The following is a 22,520-nucleotide window of genomic DNA, read 5'->3' as shown; positions in this document are numbered from 1 at the left end:
CCGTGTCAGGCGAGGGGCGGCGCCTGATCGTGCAGGATCCGCTGGAAGAGGTGATGATCGCGCCAGGCGCCGTCGATGTGCAGGTACCGGGGCGCGGTCCCGATCCGCTCGAACCCTGCCCCGGCGAGCACGCGCTGCGAGGCGTGGTTGTCCAGGAGGGTGGACGCCTCGATCCGGTGCAGCCCGAGCTCGTCCCGCGAGGCCCGGATCACCTCGTCGACGAGCGCGGAGGCGATGCCGCGGCGGGTGTGCCCGCCGTCGACCCAGTAACCGAGGGAGGCGCTGCGGAAGGGACCGAGCACGATCCCCGACAGAATGGCGGCCCCGAGGATCCTGTCGCCCTTGACGGCGAACCACCGCCGTCCGCCGTCGGCCAGCAGCTCCGCCTGCGCCTCGGCCGTGTAGTACCGCTCGCTCCGGTGCGGCTCGGTGGCCCGCATGTGCGCCCGGTTCCGCGCGAGCGCCTCCGCGAGCGCCCCCGCGTCCGTCTCCCGCGCCGCCCTGATCCCCACCCCGTCGACCATGCCGGCACGTTACCGCGCGAGGGCCGTCACGGTGCCGGCGGGTCGTCGGCCAGGGGATCCACGGAGAGGCGGTAGCCGCGTTTGACGACCGTCTGGATCAGCTTGGGCACGCCCAGGGAGACCCGGAGGCGTGCCATCGCCGTCTCCACGGCGTGCTCGTCCCGCCCCGCGCCCGGCAGCGCCCGCAGCAGGTCGGCGCGGGAGACGACCCAGCCGGGGCGGTGGGCGAGGCGGTCGAGGAGGGCCATGCCGGCGGGCGGAACGGGGCGGAGTTCGCCGTCGACGAGGACCGCGTGGCCCCGGATCTCCAGGCGGTGCCCGGCGACGGGCAGGACCCGGGACCGGGCGGGCAGTTCGGTGCAGAGGAGCTGGACGAGCGGACCGAGCCGGAACCGTTCGGGCTGGTGCGTCGGGATGCCCTCGGCCTGCAACGGGAGGGCCGTCACGGGGCCCACGCACACCGCGAGCACCTCGTGCCGCAGCGCCTCGACGAGCCGGTCCCGTACCCCCCGCTCCGCCGCCCGCGCGAACAGCGAAGCCGCCGCGGGCGCGCTGGTGAAGGCGAGCGCGTCGACGGCGCCGGACAGCACCGCGTCGAGGAGCCGGTCGAGCGGTCCCAGGTCCTCCGGCGGCATCCACCGGTAGACGGGGACGCCGACGACGCTCGCCCCGGCGGCGGTGAGCGCCTCGACGAAGCCGGGGAGCGGTTCGCCGTGGAGCTGGAGGGCGATCCGCCGCCCGTCGACGCCTTCGGCGAGGAGCCGGTCGAGGACCTCGGCCATGGACTCGGAGGAGGGCGACCAGGACTCGGTGAGCCCGGCCGCCCGTACGGCCCCCTTGACCTTGGGTCCGCGGGCGAGGAGCTCGACCCCGCGCAGCGCGTCGAGGAGCTCGGAGCCGTACCCCCAGCCCTCGGCCGCCTCGACCCACCCGCGGAAGCCGATCGCGGTGGTGGCGACGACGACGTCCGGCGTGTTGCCGATGATCTCCTTGGTGGCGGCGAGGAGTTCGGTGTCGTCGGCGAGGGGGACGATCCGCAGCGCGGGGCCGTGCACGACGGCCGCGCCGCGCCGGCGCAGCAGGGCGATGAGTTCGTCCGCGCGCCGGGCCGCGGTGACGCCGACGGTGAAGCCGGCCAGAGGTCCGTGTTCGTGCTGGTCCATGGGCATCGAGAGTGGCGCGGACGCGTGACAGGAGGGGTTCACGCGTATTTCCTGGTCGTTACGGTACGCGTCCCGCACTCCGGCTCACACCTTCGCGTATCCGGGCCGGGTCTCCGGCTCCTCGGCACCCTCGGCGGTGTCGGGGACGGTGACGGGCCGCCGAAGGTATACCGCCCAGGTGACGGCGATGCAGGCGGCGTAGAAGGCGAGGAAGGCGACGAAGGCCCCGGTGCCGGTGCCGACGGTCTGGAAGGACTGGCGGAAGGCGAGGTTGATGCCGAGGCCGCCGAGGCCGCCGATCGCGCCGATGATGCCCATGGAGGCGCCGGAGAGCCGCCGCCCGTAGGACTCGGCGGCCTCGCCGGACAGGCCCTTGCGGTGGCCCTGGGCGAGGAAGATCGCCGGGATCATCTTGTAGGTGGAGCCGTTGCCGAGGCCGGTGAGGACGAACAGGGCGATGAAGCCGACGAGGAAGACGGCGAGGGACGCGATCACCGAGGCGTAGATCACCACACCGGTGGCGGCGGCCATCGCGGCGAAGGTGCCGAGGGTGATCCGGGCGCCGCCGTGCTTGTCGGCGAGGGAGCCGCCGAGGGGGCGGATGAGGGAGCCGAGCAGCGGCCCGATGAAGGTGAGCGAGGCGGCCTGGAGCGGGGTGCGGCCGAACTGCGTCTGGAGGACGAGTCCGAAGGCGAAGCTGTAGCCGATGAAGGAGCCGAAGGTGCCGATGTACAGGAAGGACATGATCCAGGTGTGGCGGGCCCGTACGGCTTCCCGGAAGGCGCCGGAGTCGTTCCGTACCGGCGCGAGGTTGTCCATGAAGAGGGCGGCGCAGACGGCGGAGACCAGGATCAGCGGCAGGTAGACACCGAGGACGATCCTCGGGTGCATGGCCCCGGCGGTGCCGATGACGAGGAGGCCGACGAGCTGGACGACGGGGACGCCGATGTTGCCGCCGCCCGCGTTGAGGCCGAGCGCCCAGCCCTTCTTCCGGAGCGGGAAGAAGGCGTTGATGTTGGTCATCGAGGAGGCGAAGTTGCCGCCGCCGACGCCGCTGAGGACGGCGACCAGGAGGAAGGTGGTGTACGAGGTGCCGGGCTCCATCACCACGTAGGCGAGGGCCGTCGGCACCAGGAGCAGCAGGGCGCTGAAGACGGTCCAGTTGCGGCCGCCGAAGCGGGCGACCACGAAGGTGTACGGGACCCGGATGAGCGAGCCGACGAGGGTGGCGGTCGCGATCAGGAAGAACTTCCCGGCGGGGTCGACGCCGTACTCGGGCCCCATGAAGAGGACCATGACGGACCACAGGCTCCAGATGGAGAAGCCGATGTGTTCGGAGAGGACGGAGAAGGCCAGGTTCCGTTTGGCGATCCGCTCGCCCTTCTCCCGCCAGAAGGTCTCGTCCTCCGGCTCCCAGACTTCGATCCAGCGCCCGCCCATCTCGCACCTCCACGGTGTCGGATCCCGTCTCGGATCCTGGTGACCCCGACGCTAGGGAGGCCGCGTTTCAAGGCCGTGCCGTGAGGTGACGCCGACGGAACCTTGCTCTCACCCGTGCGGAAGGGATGGTGTGAGCGGTACGGCCTCCGGGGCGGCGGGCGCGGGCGTCGGCGGGCGCGCTGTCCCGGCGTACGCGCTGTCCCGGCGTACGCGGACGGCCGCGGCCCCGGAGGCCGTACCGGACGGCGCCGCCCGCGCTAGCCGCCCGGCACCCCGGGCTCGCCCTCCGGCAGCCAGGAGTCGGCGGGCCGCTCCAGCCAGCCCTCCCGCCTGCCGAGTTCGGCGGCGGCGGCGCGGAGGGCGTCGAGGCCGGGGTGGCGCAGGCCCTTGCGCCACACGAGGCTGACGGGCGAGAGCGGCACGGGGTCGACGAGGGGCCGCAGGACGCAGCCGGGCATGGGCGGGAAGCCGGTGACGGCGAGCACCGGGTGCCGGTGCTTGGCCATGATCCGCTGGAACTCCTCCTTGCCGACGGCGAGCGGCGCGGGCGGCGAGAGGTGGATGCCGCGTCCGGGTCCGGCGAAGAGGCGGACGGCGAGGTCGGTCCACTCGGTGGTGCGGTCGTTGCCGGCGCCGGCGTAGAGGTGTTCGCCGGCGAGGCGGGCGAGCGGCACCTCGGGCAGTCCGGCGAGGTCGTGGTCCTCGGGCAGGAGCACCGCCATCGGCTCGTACCGCACGAACTGCGCGTCGAGCCGCGCCCGCAGCGCGGGCGCGAGCCCCCCGTACCGCCCGAAGGAGACGTCGAGCCGCCCGGCGAGGATCTCCCGTACGGCTCCGGCGAGCCCGGACTCGAAGCGGGCCATCAGCTCCTGCTCGGGGGCGCGTTCGCGGGCGCGGCGCAGGATGCGGTCCTGGACGAGGCCGGGCGTGTTGAGGTCGACGAGGAGGGGCCGGGGCTCGGCGTGGAAGGCGTCGCGGAGCGCGTCGTGGGCGTCGAGGACCCGGCGGGCGTACGGGAGGAGCCGTTCGCCGTCCGGGGTGAGCGCGACCTGCCGGGTGGTCCGTACGAAGAGCTGGACGTCCAGCTCCCGTTCCAGGCGCCGGATGTCCCGGCTGAGCGCCTGCTGGGCGACGTAGAGCCGGCCGGCGGCGCGGGTGAAGTGCAGTTCCTCGGCGACGGCGGTGAAGGCGCGCAGCAGGCGGGGGTCGGTGTCGTACGGTGTGGCCACCGCCGCATTCAACAACACAGGTGCGTGAATGGCGACCGTACAGGTGTTGGACGGTCCGGGCCCCGCGCCCCGAGCCTTGAGCCATGCCGCAGTCGCACCTCCTCGTCCCCACCCCGGCGGGCCCGGGCCTGGCCCCCCGCTTCCAGGACCCCTCCGCCGTCCACCCCGCCCCGGCGGGCCCCGGCCCGGCCCCCGGCTTCCAGGCCCCCTCCGCCGTCCACCCCGCCCCGAGGCCCCTCCCCCGCAACCCGTACCTGCGCCTCTTCGCCCTCCCCGGCACGCGCGCGTTCACCGCGGGGAACCTGGTCGCCCGGATACCGGCGGGCATGTTCGGCATCAGCGAAGTGATCATGATCGCGGCGGCGTACGACTCCTACACGCTGGCCGGCGCGGTCACCGCGACCGGCCTGGTGGCGGGCGCGCTCGCGGCCCCCTGGACCGCCCGCCTGGTGGACCGCCACGGTCAGGCGCGCATAGCCGTCCCGGCCACCGTCCTCGCCGTCCTCGGCCACCTCCTGCTCGTGCTGTGCGTCCACGAACAGGCCCCGGCCTGGGCCCTGTTCGCGGCCATCGCACCGACCGCCACGACCCCGAACACCGGCGGCATGTCCCGGGCCCGCTGGGCCCACCTCCTACGAAACGACCCGGCCGCGCTGCACACCGCGAACGCCTTCGAACAGGCCGTCGACGAACTGTGCTTCATGCTGGGCCCGGTGATCGCGGCGGTGCTCTGCTCGGCGCTCTTCCCGGAGGCGGGCGCACTGGCCGCCGCGACCCTGCTCCTGACCGGCGTACTGCTCTTCACCGCCCAGCGCTCCACCGAACCGCCGGCCGCCCCCCACCCCTCGCCGGGCTCACCCCTGCGCACGAAGGGCATGATGCCCCTGCTCGCGGTCTTCCTCTCCACCGGCGCGATCTTCGGCTCGATGGAGGTGACGGCGGTGGCGTACGTGGACGGCCCCTGGGCCGGCCCGATCCTCGCCCTCCAGGCGGCGGGCTCCTGCGTGGCGGGCCTCCTCTACGGCCGGTCCCGCCGCACCGCCGGCCTGCGCACCTGCCTGGCGGCGATGACCCTCCTGATGACGGCCCCCCTCCTCGCCGCCTCGACGGGCTCCCTCCCGGCCCTCGCGGCGGGTCTCCTGATCGCCGGCATGGCGACGGCCCCCACGATGGTCACGGGCATGGGCCTGGTCCAGCGCCTGACCCCGCCCTCCCGCCTGAACGAAGGCATGACCCTGGCCGTGACCGCCCTCCTGGCCGGCATAGCCACAGGCTCCGCCACCGCCGGCTGGACCGCCGACCACGCCCCCACCCTCACCCTGGGCTTCGTCCTCCCGGTGACGGCGGCGGCGGTGGCGCTGGCGCTGTGCGCGGCGACGGGGGTGGGCGGGGGGCGGCCCGCCCGGATCGAAGCGCCGTCACGATGAGCAGGTCGAGACACCGACAGCCGACACATGTACCGACATCCCGTACCACTCGCGCGGTACAGTGTTCCCGTACCACTCGCCGAGAGGAGCACGGGATGGCCATCACCGCCACCGAAGCCCGAGCACGCCTGTTTCCGCTCATCCAGCAGGTCAACGACGACCACGAACCCGTGGAGATCACTTCCAAGGGCGGAAACGCCGTCCTCATGTCCGCCGACGACTTCCGCTCCTGGCAGGAGACCATCTACCTCCTGCGCTCCCCCGCCAACGCCGCCCGCCTCATGGCTGCCATCGCCGCGGACAAGGCCGCCGACGCCTCCATGACCACCAAGACCGTGGAGGAGCTGGAGGCCATGGCGGAGGACGACGAGTGAGGGACGTGCGCTTCCGCCCCTCCGGCTGGGACGACTTCCTGTACTGGCAGGGTGCTGACAAGAAGCAGTTCCGCAGGCTCGTCCGCCTCATCAGCGAGATACAGCGCACCCCCTTCGAAGGGATCGGCAAGCCCGAACCCCTCAAGGGCGACCTGTCCGGCTACTGGTCCCGCCGGGTGGACGACGAACACCGTCTCGTCTATCGGGCCGACGACAAGGAGATCGTCATCATCAAGGCCCGCTACCACTACTGAGCCGCTCCGGATCGACAAAGGCCCGGCGGTCCTGGGGACCACCGGGCCTGTGCCCACATGGGATGAGTGGAGATGGCGGGAATCGAACCCGCGTCCAACGGTGCGGAACCAGGGCTTCTCCGTGTGCAGTCTGGTGCGATTTTCTCGGCCCTCCGGATCACCCAGACAAGTCCGGAACGGGCTCAGTCACTGTTTGATTTCCCTCTTCACCCCGTGACCGGGATCAAGGTTTAGTCCCCTAGCTGATGCCAGGATCCGGGTCGGGAACAGCCCCGGGCTGACACTTCGCAAGTCGCTACTTAGGCAGCGAGGGCGAAGGAATCGCGCTTGGTGTTGGCGATTATTGGTTTCGGCGCGTGGTTTACGAGATCATTGCCGCTTCCTCGACACGCTTCCCCTGCTTCGACATCCGCTGTCGAAACCGATCATCCCCATGTTGATTTTTCAATCCGTGCGCCCTCGGTGGGGTGCGTGGCCCATGGTACGTGACCCGCGGGCCCGGTTGCCAGCGGATTAACGCTCCTGAGCGCGCTGGCGGCGCTTCGCCGCCGCGATGGCGCGGGCGGTCTCGCGGGTGTCCTGCTTCTCCCGCAGGGTCTGGCGCTTGTCGTACTCCTTCTTGCCCTTGGCGAGGGCGATCTCGCACTTCACCCGGCCGCCCAGGAAGTACAGCGCGAGGGGCACGATCGTGTGACCGGTCTCGGACGCCTTCTGCTCCAGCTTGTCGATCTCCTCCCGGTGCAGCAGCAGCTTCCGCTTCCGCTTCGCCGAGTGGTTGGTCCAGCTGCCCTGCATGTACTCGGGCACGTGGATGTTGTACAGCCACGCCTCGTGGCCCTCGATCTGGACGAAGCCGTCGACCAGGGAGGCCCGGCCCATCCGGAGCGACTTCACCTCCGTGCCCATGAGCGCCACGCCCGCCTCGTACGTGTCGAGGATGAGGTAGTCGTGGCGCGCCTTCTTGTTCTGCGCGATGAGCTTGCGCTCCGGGCCCTTGTCCTGGGCCTTCTTCTTGGCAGGCTTGCCCTGCACGTTGACGAGTCCCTTTGCCATAGTGCGGTCATTTTCGCACTACGAGCCCCCTCCGAGGCCACTCAATACCGTACGGGCCCGTTCCTCGGCCCGGTCGTCGGCCGGCAGGTCGGGGGCGATGCCCCGGCCGTCGACCTCGCGGCCCGCGGGCGTGCGGTAGTGGCCGACGGTGAGTTCGGCGACCGAGCCGTCCGGGAGGGTGCTCGGCATCTGCACCGAGCCCTTGCCGAAGGTGGTGGAGCCGACGGTGACCGCCCGGCCCCGGTCCTGGAGCGCGCCGGTGAGCAGTTCGGCCGCGCTCATGGTGCCGCCGTCGATCAGCGCGACCAGCGGCCGGCCGGTGTCCCCGCCCCGCTCCGCGTACAGGGGCCGCTCCTCGCCCTCGACGTCGTACGTGGCGACCAGGCCGCCGTCGAGGAAGGCGGAGGCGGCGACGGCGGCCTCGTCGACCAGGCCGCCGGGGTTGCCGCGCAGGTCGAGCAGGACCCCGGCGCCGGCCGGGGCGGTGCGGACCGCCTCCCGCACCCGGGCGCCGACGCCCTTGCTGAAGGCGGCGACGCGGATGACGACGGTCCGCTCGTCGGGGCGGCTGACGGTGACGGGGTCGGTCGCGACCCGCTCCCGGCGCAGGGTCTGGGTCCAGGTGAGGCCGGAGCGCCGGATCCGCAGGGACACGGTGGAGCCGGGGCCGTCGTCGCCGCGCAGCAGGGAGACGACCTCGGAGACGGACAGGCCGTCGGTGGCCCGCCCGTCGACGGCGAGCAGTCGGTCGCCGACCCGCACCCCTGCCTTCGCCGCGGGCCCGCCGGCCCGTACCCGGGTGACCTCGACGCCGCCGTCCTCCGCGGACGTACGGGCCGCGGAGAGGCCGACGCCGGTGTAGGCGCCGTCGAGGGACCGCTCGAACTCGGCGTACTCCCGCCGGTCGTAGACCGCGCCCCAGCGGTCGCCGCTGCGGCTGACGAACTCCTCGGCGGCCTGCTTGCCCGACTTGCCGTCGGCGACGGCCTCGGCGGCCGCGCGGTGGAGCGCCGCCCGGTCGAAGACCGCGCGCTCCCCTGATCCCGTACGGGGCTCCCGCCCGGCGTCGTCCTCGCGGGGCAGCGCGCCGGTCGCGGCGGCGGTGGCGAGGACTCCGGCGAAGACCAACGTGAGAACGGCCCCGCGGACGACACCGCGGGACCGGAGACAGAGGAGCACGGGACCGGCCGGCATGGCGCCACTCTAGGACAAGGCGAAGGCGCCCCAGGGGCTTTGTCCCCAGGACGCCATCCACCGGCGGTGGTCTCTTCTCACACCTTCAGGTACTTGCGCAGCGCGATGAACGCGGCCACGGACGGCATCAGCAGGCCGATGACGATCACCAGCGGCAGCTGGGCGAGGACCACGTCCCAGCCGATGAAGTTCACCAGCGGCATCTGCTCGGCGAGGTTGAGGCCGTGGTCGACGAGGAAGTACCGGCCGGCCACGAGCAGCACACAGGCGAAGGCGCCGCCGATGAGGCCGGAGAAGGCGGCCTCCATGATGAACGGCATCTGGATGTAGAAGCTGGAGGCGCCGACCAGCCGCATGATGCCGGTCTCGCGGCGGCGGCTGAAGGCCGAGACGCGGACCGTGTTGATGATCAGCATCAGCGCGATGACCAGCATGAGGAGCATCAGCGCGACGGCCGCGTAGTTGACGCTGCGCATCATGTTGAACAGCGTCTCCAGGATGTTCCGCTGATCCTGGACCGACTCGATGCCATCGCGCCCTTCGAAAGCGGTGGCGATCACCTTGTACTTCTCCGGGTCCTTCAGCTTCACCCGGAACGACTCCGGCATCTGGTCCGGGGTGATGACGGAGGCGATGGCGGTGTCGCCGTACTGCTCCTTGTAGTGCTTGAAGGCTTCCTCGGCCGACTCGTAGTAGACGTTCTCGACAATGGCCATCTTCTTCAGATCGGCCTCGATCTGCTTCTTCTGCTCCGAGGTGACCGCGCCCTTGGAGCACTTGTCCCCGTTGGTCGCGTCGGTCTTGGTGCAGAGGTAGATGGAGACGTTGACCTTGTCGTACCAGTAGTCCTTCATTGTCTCGACCTGCTCGCGCATGAGCAGGGCACCGCCGAAGAGGGCCAGCGACAGGGCCACGGAGACGATGACGGCGAAGGTCATCGTCAGGTTGCGCCGGAGGCCGACGCCGATCTCGGAGAGCACGAACTGGGCGCGCATGGTGTTCTGGTTCCTTCGCCGTCAGTGCTGGTAGCCGTAGACGCCGCGTGCCTGGTCGCGGACGAGACGGCCCTTCTCCAGCTCGATGACGCGCTTGCGCATCTGGTCGACGATGTTCTGATCGTGGGTCGCCATGACGACGGTGGTCCCTGTCCTGTTGATCCGGTCGAGCAGCTTCATGATGCCGACGGAGGTCTGCGGGTCGAGGTTGCCGGTGGGCTCGTCGGCGATCAGCAGCATCGGACGGTTGACGAACGCGCGGGCGATCGCGACGCGCTGCTGCTCACCGCCGGACAGCTCGCCCGGCATGCGGTCCTCCTTGCCGCCGAGGCCGACCAGGTCGAGCACCTGGGGTACGGCCTTGCGGATCTCGCCGCGCGGCTTGCCGATGACCTCCTGGGCGAAGGCCACGTTCTGCGCGACCGTCTTGTTGGGCAGCAGGCGGAAGTCCTGGAAGACGGTGCCGAGCTGGCGCCGCATGTGCGGCACCTTCCAGTTGGAGAGCCGGGCGAGGTCCTTGCCGAGGACGTGCACCTGCCCGTGGCTGGCGCGCTCCTCCCGCAGGATCAGCCGGAGGAAGGTCGACTTTCCGGAGCCGGACGAACCGACGAGGAAGACGAACTCCCCCTTCTCGATCTCCAGGGAGACATCCCGGAGCGCGGGGCGGTTCTGCTTCGGATAGGACTTGGAGACGTTGTCGAATCGGATCACGGATGCACCACGGTCGGCCGGGAGTAGGTGTGCGTGACCTTACGCGAACCGGGAACCCCCTCGCAGTCGCGGTCCTGGCTTGCGCGCTTTATCCTTTTTCGCCCTCCGGGGCGGGGCGGGCCGTTCCCGCCGGGGCGCGCCGGAACCCCGCGGAGCTGGCAGAGTGGTAGGGGGAACGTCCGGATCGCATCGGACGTTGTCCTGGTGTGAGCCCCCTGCGGGAGGAGGAGAGCGTATGACCTACGACCGACTGGTGTGCGCCAACTGCGCGGCCCCGGTCGCCGAGGGTCGCTGCCCCGTCTGCCGGGCCAGCCGTGAGCGCCTGGCACCGCAGGGCCTGTCCCCCGCGATGGTACTGACGCTGGTGATCGCCCTGCTGGGCACGCTGGCGTTGCTGGCGGCGGTGCGCGCGGTGTAGCACGGCGCAGGACCGGCGGCCCCGGGGCCGTACACGAGCCGGAACGGTCGAAGGGCCGGGGAGGACAGCCTCCCCGGCCCTTCTTCGGTCCTGCCGCGGTCCTCTTGCCGCCCTATGGCGCGTTCGGACCGTGATCAGCGGGTGATCAGGCGGCGGCGCCGCGACCGCCCGCGACCAGGCGCGGCAGGAAGCGGAAGCCGATGCCACCGGCGATCATGGTGGCGGCGCCGATGATCAGGAACGAGGTCTCGGCCGCACCGGTCTCGGCGAGCTCCTCCTTGGCCTCACCCTGCTGGACGGGCTGCGAGCCGGCCTGCTGGGTGTCGGTGTTGTTGTTCGAGCCGGTGGAGCCGCCCGAACCGGTCGAACCGGTCGAACCGTCGGCGACGCACTCGACGCCGTCGAGCTCCACGGTGCAGGTGCCGGTGCCGCCGTCGGTGGAGGAACCACCGTCGGTCGAGGAGCCGGTCGTGCCCGTGCCGGTCGTGCCGGTGGAGCCCGTCGTGCCGGTGGAGCCGGAACCACCGCCGGAGCCGGAACCAGAACCGCTGCCGGAACCGGAACCAGAACCAGAGCCGCTGCCGGAACCGGAGCCACTACCGGAGCCGGCGTCGGAGCCGCCGTCGGCCGCGCCACCGTCGGCCGCACCGCCATCAGCGCCACCGTCCGCGGCACCACCGTCGGCCGCGCCGCCATCAGCGCCACCGTCCGCGGCGCCACCGTCGGCCGCGCCACCGTCAGCGGCACCACCGTCGGCCGCGCCACCGTCCGCGGCGCCACCGTCAGCCGCACCACCGTCAGCCGCACCACCATCGGCCGCGCCACCGTCCGCGGCGCCACCGTCCGCGGCGCCACCGTCAGCCGCACCACCGTCAGCCGCACCACCGTCAGCCGCACCACCATCGGCCGCACCACCGTCAGCGCCACCATCGGCCGCACCACCATCGGCACCGCCGTCGGCCGCACCACCGTCAGCGGCACCACCATCGGCGCCACCGTCAGCCGCACCACCGTCAGCGCCGCCGTCGCTGTTGCCGCCCGGCTCGCAGACGCCGCCCACTTCCTCGCAGGGGTCGTCGTCGTTCATGATGCCGATGCTCGGCTCGGCCTGGTTCCCGCCGACGGCCTGCGCGGCACCGGCCGCGGTCAGGGACGCACCGGCGATGATCACGGCACCGGCCGCGACTCGCGCCAGGCGGACTCGCGTCTTGTTGGTCATCTGGTTGCTACCCCCAGTAGCTTCTTCTCGTCATGGGGCAGCGCCAGGGGCCGGCGGGCACGGGAAGCGTCATGACTACTGGACCTGCCCCCGTTCACACGCGCCCCAGAAATGCGCATGCCAGTCAGCCACCCTCCCGAGTTTCCGATGCAGCGTCAAGGTCGTTGCGGGCGCAATGCCCGAAAGATCACCAGTTGACCGTCATATGACGAAGCAACTGTGACGTAAACCCTGAACTACGGGCCCCGCAAGGGCAGTTCCCTTGTCGACAAAGCACCTCGCTCACCCGCACATCGCTTGCATCGGCGAACGAACCGGGCCCCGCACCGAGAAGGTGCGGGGCCCGGAAGGGAACGCTGGGGTCCGTTACTTCGTCTGGTCCTGCTGCTTGCGCCAGCGGATGCCGGCCTCCAGGAAGCCGTCGATCTCGCCGTCCAGGACGGACTGCGGGTTGCCGACCTCGAACTCCGTCCGGAGGTCCTTGACCATCTGGTACGGGTGGAGGACGTAGGAGCGCATCTGGTTGCCCCAGGAGCTGCCGCCGTCGCCCTTGAGCGCGTCCATCTTGGCGCGCTCCTCCTGGCGCTGACGCTCAAGGAGCTTCGCCTGGAGGACGTTCATGGCGCTCGCCTTGTTCTGGATCTGCGAGCGCTCGTTCTGGCAGGAGACCACGATGCCGGTCGGGAGGTGCGTGATGCGCACCGCCGAGTCGGTGGTGTTGACGCCCTGGCCGCCGGGGCCGGAGGCGCGGTAGACGTCGACGCGCAGGTCGGACTCGTCGATCTCGACGTGGTCGGACTGCTCGACGACGGGGAGGACCTCGACGCCCGCGAAGGAGGTCTGGCGGCGGCCCTGGTTGTCGAAGGGCGAGATGCGCACCAGGCGGTGGGTGCCCTGCTCGACGGAGAGGGTGCCGTAGGCGTAGGGGGCCTTGACGACGAAGGTGGTCGACTTGATGCCGGCCTCTTCCGCGTACGAGGTCTCGTAGATCTCGGTCGAGTAGCCGTGGCGCTCGGCCCAGCGCAGGTACATGCGCTGGAGGCGCTCGGCGAAGTCGGAGGCGTCGACGCCGCCGGCCTCGGCACGGATGTTGACCAGCGCCTCGCGCTCGTCGTACTCGCCGGAGAGGAGGGTACGGACCTCCATCTCGTCGAGCGCCTTGCGCACGGCGGCCAGTTCGGTCTCCGCCTCGGCGCGGGTGTCCGCGTCGTCCATCTCCTCGGCGAGGTCGAAGAGGACGCCCAGGTCGTCGATGCGGCCGCGCAGCGCCTCCGCCTTGCGGACCTCGGCCTGGAGGTGCGAAAGCTTGCTCGTGATCTTCTGCGCCGCCTCCGGGTCGTCCCACAGGGACGGGGCCGCGGCCTGCTCTTCGAGCACGGCGATGTCTGCCCTCATCTTGTCGAGGTCCAGGACGGCCTCGATCGACCCCATGGTCGAGGAGAGGGACTTCAGCTCTTCGGATACATCGACGACTGCCACGCGTCCAGCGTAACGGCTCCGGGCCCGGAGCCGAACCCGCGCCCGCCGGACCTGTGGACAACCAGGCTGTGGACAGCCGACTACGGCTGCTGCGCGGGCTGCGAGGCCGGGCGGGAGTCCTGGGGCTCGGCGCCGCCGTCCCCGGCGAGCGCCAGATAGCCGCCGACGCCGAGCGCGGCCGCCGCCACGACGGAGGCGACGCCGAGGGCGATACGGCGCTTGCGGACGGCCCCGGCCCTGTTGCGGGCCGAGCCGGGCCGCCGGGCTCCGGCCGGGCGCGGGGCGCGGGCGGTGCCGTGCGGGCCGCCGGACAGCTCGTCGGGGCCGGGCACGCGCATGGAGGTGTGGGTGTCGCGGTGGGAGTCGGCGGAGGCGCCGGGCACCAGCGGGACGGCGGCACGGCGGCGGCCGGTCTCGGTGGCCGGGCCCGTGGAAGCGGGGTGCGCGGGCTCCTCGTACGGCTCCGGCGACGCGGGCTCGGCGCCGGGCTCGTCCACGTCGAGCGGCGGGATGCCCTTGAGCAGCGGGAGGACGTCGGCGAGGCGGGCGGCCAGCTCGGAGGCGCGCAGCCGGGAGGCGGGGGCCTTGGCGAGGCACTGGACGAGCAGCTGCCACAGCTCCTCGGGGATGCCGGGGAGCGGGACGACGGTCTCGGTGACGTGGCGGCGCAGGACGGCGCCGGGGTGGCCGCCGCCGAACGGGGTGAACCCGGCGAGCAGCTCGTACAGGACGGTGGCGAGGGCGTAGATGTCGACGGCGGCGCGGGGCGGCAGGCCCTCGACGATCTCGGGGGCGAGGTAGTCGGGGGTGCCGATGATCCGGGTGGCCTTGGTGCGGCCGGGGGTGTCGATGAGCTTGGCGACGCCGAAGTCGGTGAGGAGGGCGGGGTGGGCGCCGCCGGGGCCGAGCGGGCCCTCCATGTCGAGGAGGATGTTCTCCGGCTTCACGTCCCGGTGGACGACACCGGCGGCGTGCGCGGCGGCCAGGCCCTCGGCGACGTCGCGGATGATCGCGACGGCGGCCTCGGGGGCGAGCCGGCGCTCGCGGTCGAGGCGGGTGCGCAGGTCGGTGCCGCGGACCAGGTCCATGACGAGGGCGAGGTCGTTGCCGTCGACGACGAGGTCGCGGACCTTGACCACGCGCGGGTGGTCGAGGCCGAGCAGGGCGGTCCGCTCCCGCACGAAGCGGCCGACGAGCTCCTGGTCGGAGGCCAGGTCCTCGCGCAGCAGTTTGACGGCGACGGGGCCTTCGGGCCCCTCGCCGAGCCACACCGTTCCGGCGCTGCCCCGACCGAGGATCTGGTGGGCGGTGTAGCGGCTGCCGATGTTCCGTGCCAAGACTGCTCCCTCAGCGGCTGCGGTTCGCGTCAAAGTTACGCGTCCCCGGCCGCCGGACGTCACTTCCGGAGGGAAATCACCCTCCGGAAGTCGATAAATCGGCGGTACGACCGTCTTCCGGCGGTCGTACCGCCCTCGGGACGGCCCTCGTGAGGGCCGTTTCCTACTGGCCCGAGCCGCCGGATCCGGTGGCGTCCCCGATGGTGGAGATCCAGTCGGTCACGGTGGCGATGCCGTCGCCGATGGCCTCCCAGTAGCCCTTGCCCTGGGCGATCCAGTCCTGGAGCGGGGTGAGCTCCCAGATCAGCCAGCCGGCCACCACGAAGAGGACGATCATGATCAGGCAGCCCTTGAGGCAGCCGAGACCGGGGATCTTCACGGGGTTGGCGCTGCGCCGGCGCGGCTCGCGCGGGGCCGGGGCGGGCGGCTGCGGCTGCTGGGGCTGCGGCGGCGCGTACTGCTGCGGCGGCGGGCTCGGGGCGGGCCGCTGGGGTGCCGGGCGCTGCTGCTGGTACGGCGGCGGCTGCTGGGGCTGCTGGTAGCCCTGGGGCTGCTGCTGGTACTGCTGCGGCGGGGGGCCCTGCTGGTACGGCGGGGGCTGCGGCGGCCGCTGCTGCGGCTGGCGCGTGGGGCGGCGGCGCAGGGGATCCTCGCTGGGGTCCAGGTACTGGACCTGGGTCTGCTCGTTGCGGTCGCGGGCCGCGCGGAGCTGGGTCTGCCAGGGGTGCGGGTCCTCCGCCGGGGGGTTCTGCGGCATGGCGGGCATGACGGCGGTCGGGTCCGCCGCGTCGGCGGGGCCGCTCGTCGGCAGGACGCTGGTGGCGGCGGCCGGGTCGAACTGCGCCGCGCCGGCGGAGCCGGTGGGCAACACCTGGGTGGGGTCCGCGGCGCCGGGGGCCTGCGGGACCTGGGCCGGTGCGGGGTCCGGGGCGAGGAGGGCGGCGACGCCCTCGGCGGCCTCGATCTGGGCGGGCGAGGCGTGGACGCCGATGCCCGCGGCGACCGCGCGCAGGCCGCGCGCCAGGTTGACGGCGCTGGGGCGGTGGTCCGGGTTCTTGCTGAGGCAGCGCTCGATGACCGTCCACAGGGGGGCGGGCACGGTGGAGGGGCGGCGGGGCTCCTCGCTGAGGTGCATGTGGAGCACTTCGAGGGCGGTGCCGCCGGCGAACGGCGGGCGGCCGGTGACCAGCTCGTACAGGAGGATGCCGGCGCCGTAGATGTCGACGGCGGAGGTCTGCGGGCGGCCCTCGGCGGACTCCGGCGCCACGTAGGCGGGCGTGCCGACGAACTCGTGGGTGCGGGTGAGGCCCGGGGAGTCGGCGAGGCGCGCGATGCCGAAGTCGGTCAGCATCGGGTGCATCTGGCCGTCCCGCTCGGCGAGCAGCACGTTGGCCGGCTTGAGGTCGCGGTGGACGACGCCGTCGGCGTGGCTGGCGGCGAGCGCGTCGGCGATCTGCGCGGTGAGCAGGGCGGCGGCGACCGGGGTCAGGGGGCCGCTCTCCCGCAGGTAGCGGTGGAGGTCGGGGCCCTCGACGAGGTCCATGACCAGGGCCAGGACGTCGCCCTCGACGACCAGGTCGCGGGTGCGCACGATGTTCGGGTGCGTGAGCCGGAGGAGGACGGACCGCTCGCGCAGGAAGCGCATCACGATGTCCGCGTCGTTGGCCAGCTCCTCCTTGAGGACCTTGATCGCGACGGTCTCGCCGGGCTGGCCGGGCACGGCCGCCTCGGCACCCGCCGTCTCCCTCTGGCGGGCTCGCCAGACGGTGCCCGTGGCGCCGCGGCCGAGCGGCTCCTCGAGCAGGTACTTGCTGCCGATTGGCCGCACGTCACGCGCTCCCTGCTGATCGTGGTCCTGGTGGCCGGTACCGCTCGGTGTGCCGAGCCGGGGCCCCGGAGGTCCTCTTCGTTCTCTGTTGTGACCCGTTGTGACCCGTCCGGGTGTCCGACCCACTCTAATGCCGCCGAACGGACCGCAGCCCGGTCGTCCACAGGCGGATTCCCGCGGACGGCTCCGCCCGGGATCAGGGTCGAGATCACGGCCGGGACCATGGCGGAATCACTGCCGGGGCCCCTTCCGGATTTCGTCCGAACTTGTCCGGAAGAAGACGCTCCTCCGGCCGGGAAGGTTGCCGCACCGGCCCCGCGGCCCTGCCCGACCTGGCGTTTTCGCGTCACTCCCGGAAGCTCCGGGCGGCCGTTCAAGATCACTTCGGGGTGACCCGGCGGCGGGTTGTCGGCGGCAGGTGCGAGGATGCCTCCAGCACGTCGCATCGGTGGGGTCGGGAGCCCCCGCGCCGTGCCGACCTGTACCGGGCGACGCGTCCGTGCCGGGTGGGGGAGACACGGGGCGGTCCCTCTGCCGGGCATCTCGCGCAGAAGGGACCGCTGACGGCGATGCAGATCCGGCTGACCGTCCTCGCGCCGCACGCCGGCCACGGCGCCGGGCGCGCCCGCGACGTGCTCGTCACGGCCCCCCCGGGCACGGCGCTGTCCGCCGTGGCCTCGAACCTCGCCGCCGCCGTCATGGGCCCCGACACGGCCGGCAGCGGCGCACCCGTGCTGTACGCGGGCGCGGAGCGGCTGGACGCCCGCCGCTGCGTCCTCGGTGAACCGCCACTGGTCGACGGGGCGGTGCTCGCGCTCCAGGCCCCCGACCCGGACGACCGGGCCGATCTCGCCGCCTCCTCCTCCGCCGCCCGGCTGCACGTGGTCGCGGGCCCGGACGCGGGCGGGGTGCACCTGCTGCACGGCGGGGCGATCCGGATCGGCCGCTCCGTCGAGGCGGACGTGCCGCTGGACGACCCGGACGTCTCCCGCGCCCACTGCACGGTGACCGTCGCCGAGGACGGCCGGATCACCGTCGCCGACCTCGGCTCGACCAACGGCACGACGCTCGACGGCGCCCCCGTCGGCGACCGCCCGGTGCGGCTGCGCCCCGGCGCCCTCCTCCGCCTCGGCGAGTCCTCCCTCCGCCTCACCGCCCCCGCCGGCGACCCGGCGGACTCCGGGACGCTGCCCACGGCCCCCGACGGCGAGGGCCACCTCCGCGTCCCCCTCCCGGACGGCGCCACGGGCGCGTGGCCGGCCTCCCGTCCCCCCGAGCCGGACACGGCCGCCCAGGGCGGCTCCACGCGCGCGTGGCCCGGACACGTCGAGGGCCCCGGCCCCGAGGCCGGCCGGACCGGGCAGGGCCCGGAGACGCACGGCGGCGCCCGGGGGGTGCCGCTCGCCGAGGCGCGGCCGGACGCCGGGCACGCGCGGGCGCGGGAGCCCGAGGGCGGCGGCGGGGGCGAGACCCACGGCCGCGTCCGTACGACCCCTGAGGGCGCCGAGGCGGCCACCCGCAGGGCCGGCCGTCGCGGGCTCGGCGCCTGGGCGCGGCGGCTCGCGGGCGGCCGCGAGGCGGAGCCCGTACCCGGCACTCACCCCGCCCCGGCCGCCGGCCCGTCCGGTGCCGCCGCGCCCAAGGAGCTCGCGGCGCCCGACACCTGGCCCGACCCGTCGGCCGTCCTGCTCACCGCGCTCGGCCCCGGCCCCCGGTTGTGGGAGCGGGGTCCGCGCCACCCGGAGGCCCTGACCGTACGGCTCGGCACCGCCGACCGCGCGGAGCTGTCCGGGGTGCCGGTCACCGTCGGCCTGCGCGAGGCCGGCTCCTTGGGCCTGGCGGGCCCCGCGGACCGGCTGGCCGGCCTGGCCCGTTCCGTGGTGGCCCAGCTGGCCGCCCTGCACTCCCCCGCCGACCTGGAGATCGTCCTGGTCAGCGCCGACCGCAACCGTCCTCTGGAGGAGCGGCGGCGCGCCTGGGGCTGGCTCGGCTGGCTCCCGCACGTGCGGCCCGCGCACGGCCAGGACTGCCGGCTGCTCCTCGCGTACGACCGCGAGCAGGTCCAGGCCCGTACGGCGGAGCTGACCCGGCGCCTGGACGACGGTCCGCTCGGGCCCGGCTGGGCCAGCGCGGACCGGGCGGCGGTCGCGGAGGCGGCCGCGCGGTACGAGGGTCCCGCAACGGTCGTCGTGGTGGACGGCGATCCCGGCACGGCGGCGCTCCGCGAGACGGTGGCCCGGCTCGCCGGGGCCGGCGCGGCGGCCGGCATCCACCTGATCTGTCTGGCCGAGGCGCCCTCGGCCTCCCCCGCCTCCCCGGTCGCGGCCACCTACGAGGCGGCCTGTGCGGCCTCCCTCGCCTTCCGCGAGTGCGGGGCGGCCGCCCTGCTCAGCGGGGACGTGGCGACGGCGCTGCGGCTCCTGCGGACGGCCGGCGGCCGGGTCGCGGGCCACGGCACCGTCGGGGTCGTGGACGCGGTCTCCGTCGCCTGGGCGGAGCGCTTCGGGCGGGCCCTCGCCCCCCTGCGTACGGACGCGGCGTCGGCCGCCCCCGGGCGGGCCGCCGCGCTGCCGCCGTCGGCCCGGCTCCTGGACGAGCTGGGCCTGGCCCGGGCCACGCCCGCGTCCCTGATGGCCCGCTGGGCGTCCGCCGGGGAAGGCACCGCCGTCCTCGGCGCGGGCCCGCGCGGCCCTCTCTCCGTCGACCTCACGGCGGAGGGCCCGCACCTGCTGATCGAGGGCCCGGCGGGCAGCGGCCGTACGGAGCTGCTGCGCGCCGTCGCCGCCTCCCTCGCGGCCGGCGCCCGGCCCGACCGGCTCGGCCTGCTCCTGGTGGACGGCGCGGGCGGCGAGCGCGGCGAGGGCCTGGCGGCCTGTACGGAGCTGCCGCACGTCACCGAGCATCTGGTGGCCTCCGACCCGGTCCGGATGCGGGAGTTCGCCCAGGCGCTCGGCGCGGAGCTGAAGCGCCGCGCGGAGTTGCTCGGGGACGCGGACTTCACCGACCGGCGGAGCACGCGCGCGGTGATCGGCCAGCGGACGCCGAGCGCCGCGGAGGCGGTGCCGCAGGGCGCCCGGGCGACCGTCCGGCTCCCCGACGCGGCGGACCTCGGCGACCGCCCGAGCAGCCGGACCCTGCGCACGGGCGCGGGCGCGGTGGGCGACAGTCCACCGGGGGTCCGGACGCCGTACCAGGGCGCGAGCGAGCTCGCCGACCGTCCCTCGGGCCGTATCCCCCGTCCCGCCGACGGCGAGCGCCGGGGCGCGGACGAGCTGCCGTCCACTCCCGGCGACCGGCTGGGCGGCCGCGCCTCCGTGGGCGACCTCCCCGCCACCTTCGGCGGCCGTCTCGGCGGCCGCACGGCAGCCGCCGACCTCTCCCCCCGCCCCAGCGGCCGCACCCTCCGCACCGACGACCCGTCCCCGGACGACCTCCCGCCCACGGCAAGCGCCCGCACCCCGCACCCGCACACCGGCGACCTCACCGGCACCACGAGCGGCCGGACGCCGTACCCGAACACGACCGACCTCCCGGGCACCAGCAGCAGCCGGACGGCGCACCCGCGCGCGGGAGACGTCACGGCCCCCGCGAGCGGCCGGACCGCCCACCCCGGCACCACCGGCGACCTCACCGGCACCACGAGCGGCCGGACGCCGTACCCGAACACGACCGATCTCCCCGGCACCACGAGCAGCCGGACCGCCCACCCCAGCACCACCGGCGACCTCACCGGCACCACGAGCGGCCGGACGCCGTACCCGAACACGACCGATCTCCCCGGCACCACGAGCAGCCGAACCGCCCACCCCGGCACCACAGGCGACCTCCCCAGAACCCCGAGCGCGCGGGTGCCGAGACCGGGGAGCGAGGAGGACCACCTTCCGCGGGCCGCCTCCGGGCGGGTCCCGCTGCCCCGGCTCGTCGTGCTCGTCGACGACTTCGACGCGCTCGTCGCCCCCGCCCTCGGCGCGCCGGGCCGGCCCGCCGCCGGGTCCGTCGTCCGGGCCCTGGAGGCGGTCGCGCGGCACGGCGAGCGGCTGGGGGTGCACCTGGTCGCGGCCTCCGCCCGGCCGGACCGGACCGCCGACACCGATCTGGCGCACGGCGCCCGGCTCCGCGTGGTGCTCGACGCGCCGCCGAGCGCGCCCGGGCCCGAAGCGCCGGCGCCCGGCCGGGGCCGGCTCGGGCACCCGGACGGGCGCGTGACGCCGTTCCAGGCGGGCCGGGTCACGGGCAGGATCCCCCGGACGGCGACGCTGCGGCCGACGGTCGTCCCGCTGGAGTGGGAGCGGATGGGCGATCCGCCCGCCCGCCGCCCGGTCCGCGAGCTGGGCAACGGCCCGACGGACCTGGCGCTGCTCGCGAGCGCGCTCGACCGGGCGGCCCGCTCGGTCGAGGCGGCCCCGGTCCCCCCGCTCACCCACGCCTGAGTCCGGCGGACACGGGGTTCACCAGGACGGCCGCCCCCAAGCCGGACAAACAGCGCATATGCCCCACGGCGGACCTAAGGTCGGAGCGTGACGACGCCCGACCGCCCCCGCCCGCGCTCCCGTTCCTCCGGCCCCACGGCCCCCTCACCCCCCTCCCTCACCCGCTCGCCCTTCGAGTCGGACACCTTCACGTCCGCCACCTTCGTCACCGTCGGGCACGGCCCCCTCCTCGCGCTCGCCGCCGTCTGGCTGGTCACCCGCGTGGGCATGCTGGTGCTGCTCGCCGGCGACAGCCTCGGCATCGGTGGGGTCGGCCACGAGGTGCAGCTCCTCTACCGCCACTGGTACGGGGAGTTCGCCCACGGCGCCTTCCCGCTCGCCGACCCGGCCTGGCAGTACCCGCCCGGCGCCGGGCTCGTGATCATGGCGCCGGGGCTGCTGATGCCCTGGCTCGGCTACACCCAGGCGTTCGTCGCCCTGACCCTGCTCGCCGACGCCGCCATCACCCTCGGCCTGGCCGTCGCCGACCGCTCCCGGCTCACCCACGGCGCCTGGTACTGGGTGTGCGCCCTGCCGCTCCTCCTCCACCTGCCGCTCGCCCGGTACGACGTCCAGGCCACCGCCCTCGCCGTCCTCGCCCTGCTGGTGCTCAAGGGCCGCTCCCCCGCCGCCCACCGGCTGGGCGGCGCGCTCGCCGGGCTCGGCGCGATGGTCAAGGTGTGGCCGGCGCTCGCCCTGATCGGCACGCCCCGGGGCCGTACCACCCGCGAGGCGTGGACGGCCGCCGCCGTCACCGCCGCCACCCTCCTCGCCGTGCTCGCGCTCTTCTTCTCCGGCCCGCTCGGCTTCCTGCGGCAGCAGGGCGCGCGGGGCGTCCAGATCGAGTCCCCCGGCGGCACCGTGCTCGCCCTCGCCCGCTCGGCCGGGCTGTGGCCGGGCACGGTGGAGGTCCGCTACGGGGCGTACGAGTACGTCGGCCCGTACGTCTCCACCCTCGGCCACCTCTCCCTGCTGCTGACCGTCGTCGCGCTCCTCTGGCTGGTGCTGTGGCGGCTGCGGTCCCGCCGCTGGACCGGGGCCACCCCGCTCGACGCGGCCCTCGCCGCCGTCCTGCTCTTCACCGTCACCAGCCGGGTGGTCAGCCCCCAGTACCTGGTCTGGCTGCTCGGTCTCGCCGCCGTCTGCCTGACCTCCCGGAGGACGGTGATGCGCCCGGTGGCGCTGCTCCTGCTCCCCGCGGCGGCCCTCAGCTCCCTCGCGTACCCCGTCCTCTACGCCGACGTCGTCGTGGGCACCCCCGTCGGCCTGGCCGTGATGGCGCTGCGCAACGGCCTCCTCCTCGCCGCCGCGGCCGTCGCCGCCCGCCGTCTGTGGACGTCCACGGTCGCTCCCGTACCGGAATAGGCCGAGGCCCCGCCGGACAAGACGTCCGGCGGGGCCTCCGC

18 protein-coding genes and 1 other RNA gene are annotated in these 22,520 nt (G+C 74.0%); 6 read left to right on the top strand and 13 right to left on the bottom strand.

The window, feature by feature from the left end:
* Positions 1-5 precede the first annotated feature (5 nt).
* The 4 genes from QK442_RS31350 to QK442_RS31335 form a co-directional block, all read right to left on the bottom strand.
* On the bottom strand, positions 6-524 hold the full coding sequence (locus QK442_RS31350; protein ID WP_282697486.1) for a GNAT family protein: 519 nt from the start codon (positions 522-524) through the stop codon (positions 6-8).
* Positions 525-550: 26 nt separating this feature from the next.
* Positions 551-1,687 (bottom strand): uroporphyrinogen-III synthase, encoded by a 1,137-nt coding sequence (locus QK442_RS31345; RefSeq protein ID WP_282697485.1) that lies wholly within the window; start codon positions 1,685-1,687, stop codon positions 551-553.
* Between the two features lie 84 nt (positions 1,688-1,771).
* The gene (locus QK442_RS31340) at positions 1,772-3,127 is read right to left on the bottom strand and encodes a nitrate/nitrite transporter (RefSeq protein WP_282697484.1); all 1,356 of its coding nucleotides are present in this window, start codon (positions 3,125-3,127) and stop codon (positions 1,772-1,774) included.
* Positions 3,128-3,384: 257 nt separating this feature from the next.
* Positions 3,385-4,356 carry a LysR family transcriptional regulator gene (locus tag QK442_RS31335; RefSeq protein ID WP_282697483.1) on the bottom strand — a complete coding sequence of 324 codons (972 nt, stop codon included), beginning with the start codon at positions 4,354-4,356 and terminating at the stop codon, positions 3,385-3,387.
* Between the two features lie 83 nt (positions 4,357-4,439).
* Here QK442_RS31335 and QK442_RS31330 point away from each other — a divergent pair, with 83 nt between their 5' ends.
* The 3 genes from QK442_RS31330 (at position 4,440) to QK442_RS31320 (ending at position 6,411) form a co-directional block, all read left to right on the top strand.
* Positions 4,440-5,783, top strand: a complete 1,344-nt coding sequence (locus tag QK442_RS31330; protein ID WP_282697482.1) for an MFS transporter — start codon at positions 4,440-4,442, stop codon at positions 5,781-5,783.
* A 95-nt stretch (positions 5,784-5,878) separates the two neighbouring features.
* Positions 5,879-6,157 (top strand): type II toxin-antitoxin system Phd/YefM family antitoxin, encoded by a 279-nt coding sequence (locus tag QK442_RS31325; RefSeq protein WP_282697481.1) that lies wholly within the window; start codon positions 5,879-5,881, stop codon positions 6,155-6,157.
* Positions 6,154-6,411 (top strand): Txe/YoeB family addiction module toxin, encoded by a 258-nt coding sequence (locus QK442_RS31320; RefSeq protein WP_282697480.1) that lies wholly within the window; start codon positions 6,154-6,156, stop codon positions 6,409-6,411. The genes QK442_RS31325 and QK442_RS31320 overlap by 4 nt, the downstream gene beginning before the upstream one ends.
* Positions 6,412-6,475: 64 nt before the next feature.
* Here QK442_RS31320 and ssrA read toward each other — a convergent pair.
* From ssrA to ftsE, 5 genes are all read right to left on the bottom strand, one after another.
* Positions 6,476-6,844: a transfer-messenger RNA gene (gene ssrA / locus QK442_RS31315) on the bottom strand.
* Positions 6,845-6,924: 80 nt separating this feature from the next.
* Positions 6,925-7,464: an SsrA-binding protein SmpB gene (gene smpB / locus QK442_RS31310; RefSeq protein ID WP_282697479.1), complete on the bottom strand. Its 540-nt coding sequence runs from the start codon at positions 7,462-7,464 to the stop codon at positions 6,925-6,927.
* An 18-nt stretch (positions 7,465-7,482) separates the two neighbouring features.
* Positions 7,483-8,658 (bottom strand): S41 family peptidase, encoded by a 1,176-nt coding sequence (locus QK442_RS31305; protein WP_282697478.1) that lies wholly within the window; start codon positions 8,656-8,658, stop codon positions 7,483-7,485.
* Between the two features lie 77 nt (positions 8,659-8,735).
* A complete protein-coding gene (ftsX, locus tag QK442_RS31300; RefSeq protein WP_282697477.1) occupies positions 8,736-9,653 on the bottom strand; it encodes a permease-like cell division protein FtsX in 918 nt (305 codons plus the stop codon).
* A 21-nt stretch (positions 9,654-9,674) separates the two neighbouring features.
* Entirely contained in the window at positions 9,675-10,364 is a 690-nt protein-coding gene (gene ftsE, locus QK442_RS31295) for a cell division ATP-binding protein FtsE (RefSeq protein ID WP_282697476.1), read from the bottom strand.
* A gap of 235 nt (positions 10,365-10,599) precedes the next feature.
* On the opposite strand from ftsE, the gene QK442_RS31290 reads away from it, so the two are divergent.
* A complete protein-coding gene (locus QK442_RS31290; protein ID WP_282697475.1) occupies positions 10,600-10,782 on the top strand; it encodes a hypothetical protein in 183 nt (60 codons plus the stop codon).
* Between the two features lie 145 nt (positions 10,783-10,927).
* Here the strand turns inward: QK442_RS31290 and QK442_RS31285 are convergent, their stop codons facing one another.
* The 4 genes from QK442_RS31285 to QK442_RS31270 form a co-directional block, all read right to left on the bottom strand.
* Entirely contained in the window at positions 10,928-12,001 is a 1,074-nt protein-coding gene (locus QK442_RS31285; protein ID WP_282697474.1) for an LPXTG cell wall anchor domain-containing protein, read from the bottom strand.
* A gap of 366 nt (positions 12,002-12,367) precedes the next feature.
* Positions 12,368-13,480: a peptide chain release factor 2 gene (gene prfB / locus QK442_RS31280; protein ID WP_282697473.1), complete on the bottom strand. Its 1,113-nt coding sequence runs from the start codon at positions 13,478-13,480 to the stop codon at positions 12,368-12,370.
* An 80-nt stretch (positions 13,481-13,560) separates the two neighbouring features.
* Positions 13,561-14,817 carry a serine/threonine-protein kinase gene (locus QK442_RS31275; RefSeq protein ID WP_282697472.1) on the bottom strand — a complete coding sequence of 419 codons (1,257 nt, stop codon included), beginning with the start codon at positions 14,815-14,817 and terminating at the stop codon, positions 13,561-13,563.
* A 163-nt stretch (positions 14,818-14,980) separates the two neighbouring features.
* Positions 14,981-16,645: a serine/threonine-protein kinase gene (locus tag QK442_RS31270; protein WP_282697471.1), complete on the bottom strand. Its 1,665-nt coding sequence runs from the start codon at positions 16,643-16,645 to the stop codon at positions 14,981-14,983.
* A 569-nt stretch (positions 16,646-17,214) separates the two neighbouring features.
* Between QK442_RS31270 and QK442_RS31265 the strand changes: the two genes are divergently transcribed.
* Positions 17,215-21,075: an FtsK/SpoIIIE domain-containing protein gene (locus QK442_RS31265; RefSeq protein WP_282697470.1), complete on the top strand. Its 3,861-nt coding sequence runs from the start codon at positions 17,215-17,217 to the stop codon at positions 21,073-21,075.
* A 267-nt stretch (positions 21,076-21,342) separates the two neighbouring features.
* Entirely contained in the window at positions 21,343-22,479 is a 1,137-nt protein-coding gene (locus tag QK442_RS31260) for a glycosyltransferase 87 family protein (RefSeq protein ID WP_282697496.1), read from the top strand.
* The last annotated feature ends 41 nt before the right edge of the window (positions 22,480-22,520 follow it).

Origin of the sequence: Streptomyces sp. CC208A (genome assembly GCF_030010625.1) — a bacterium.
Lineage (GTDB): Bacteria > Actinomycetota > Actinomycetes > Streptomycetales > Streptomycetaceae > Streptomyces.
This window is presented reverse-complemented; position numbering and strand designations above follow the sequence as displayed.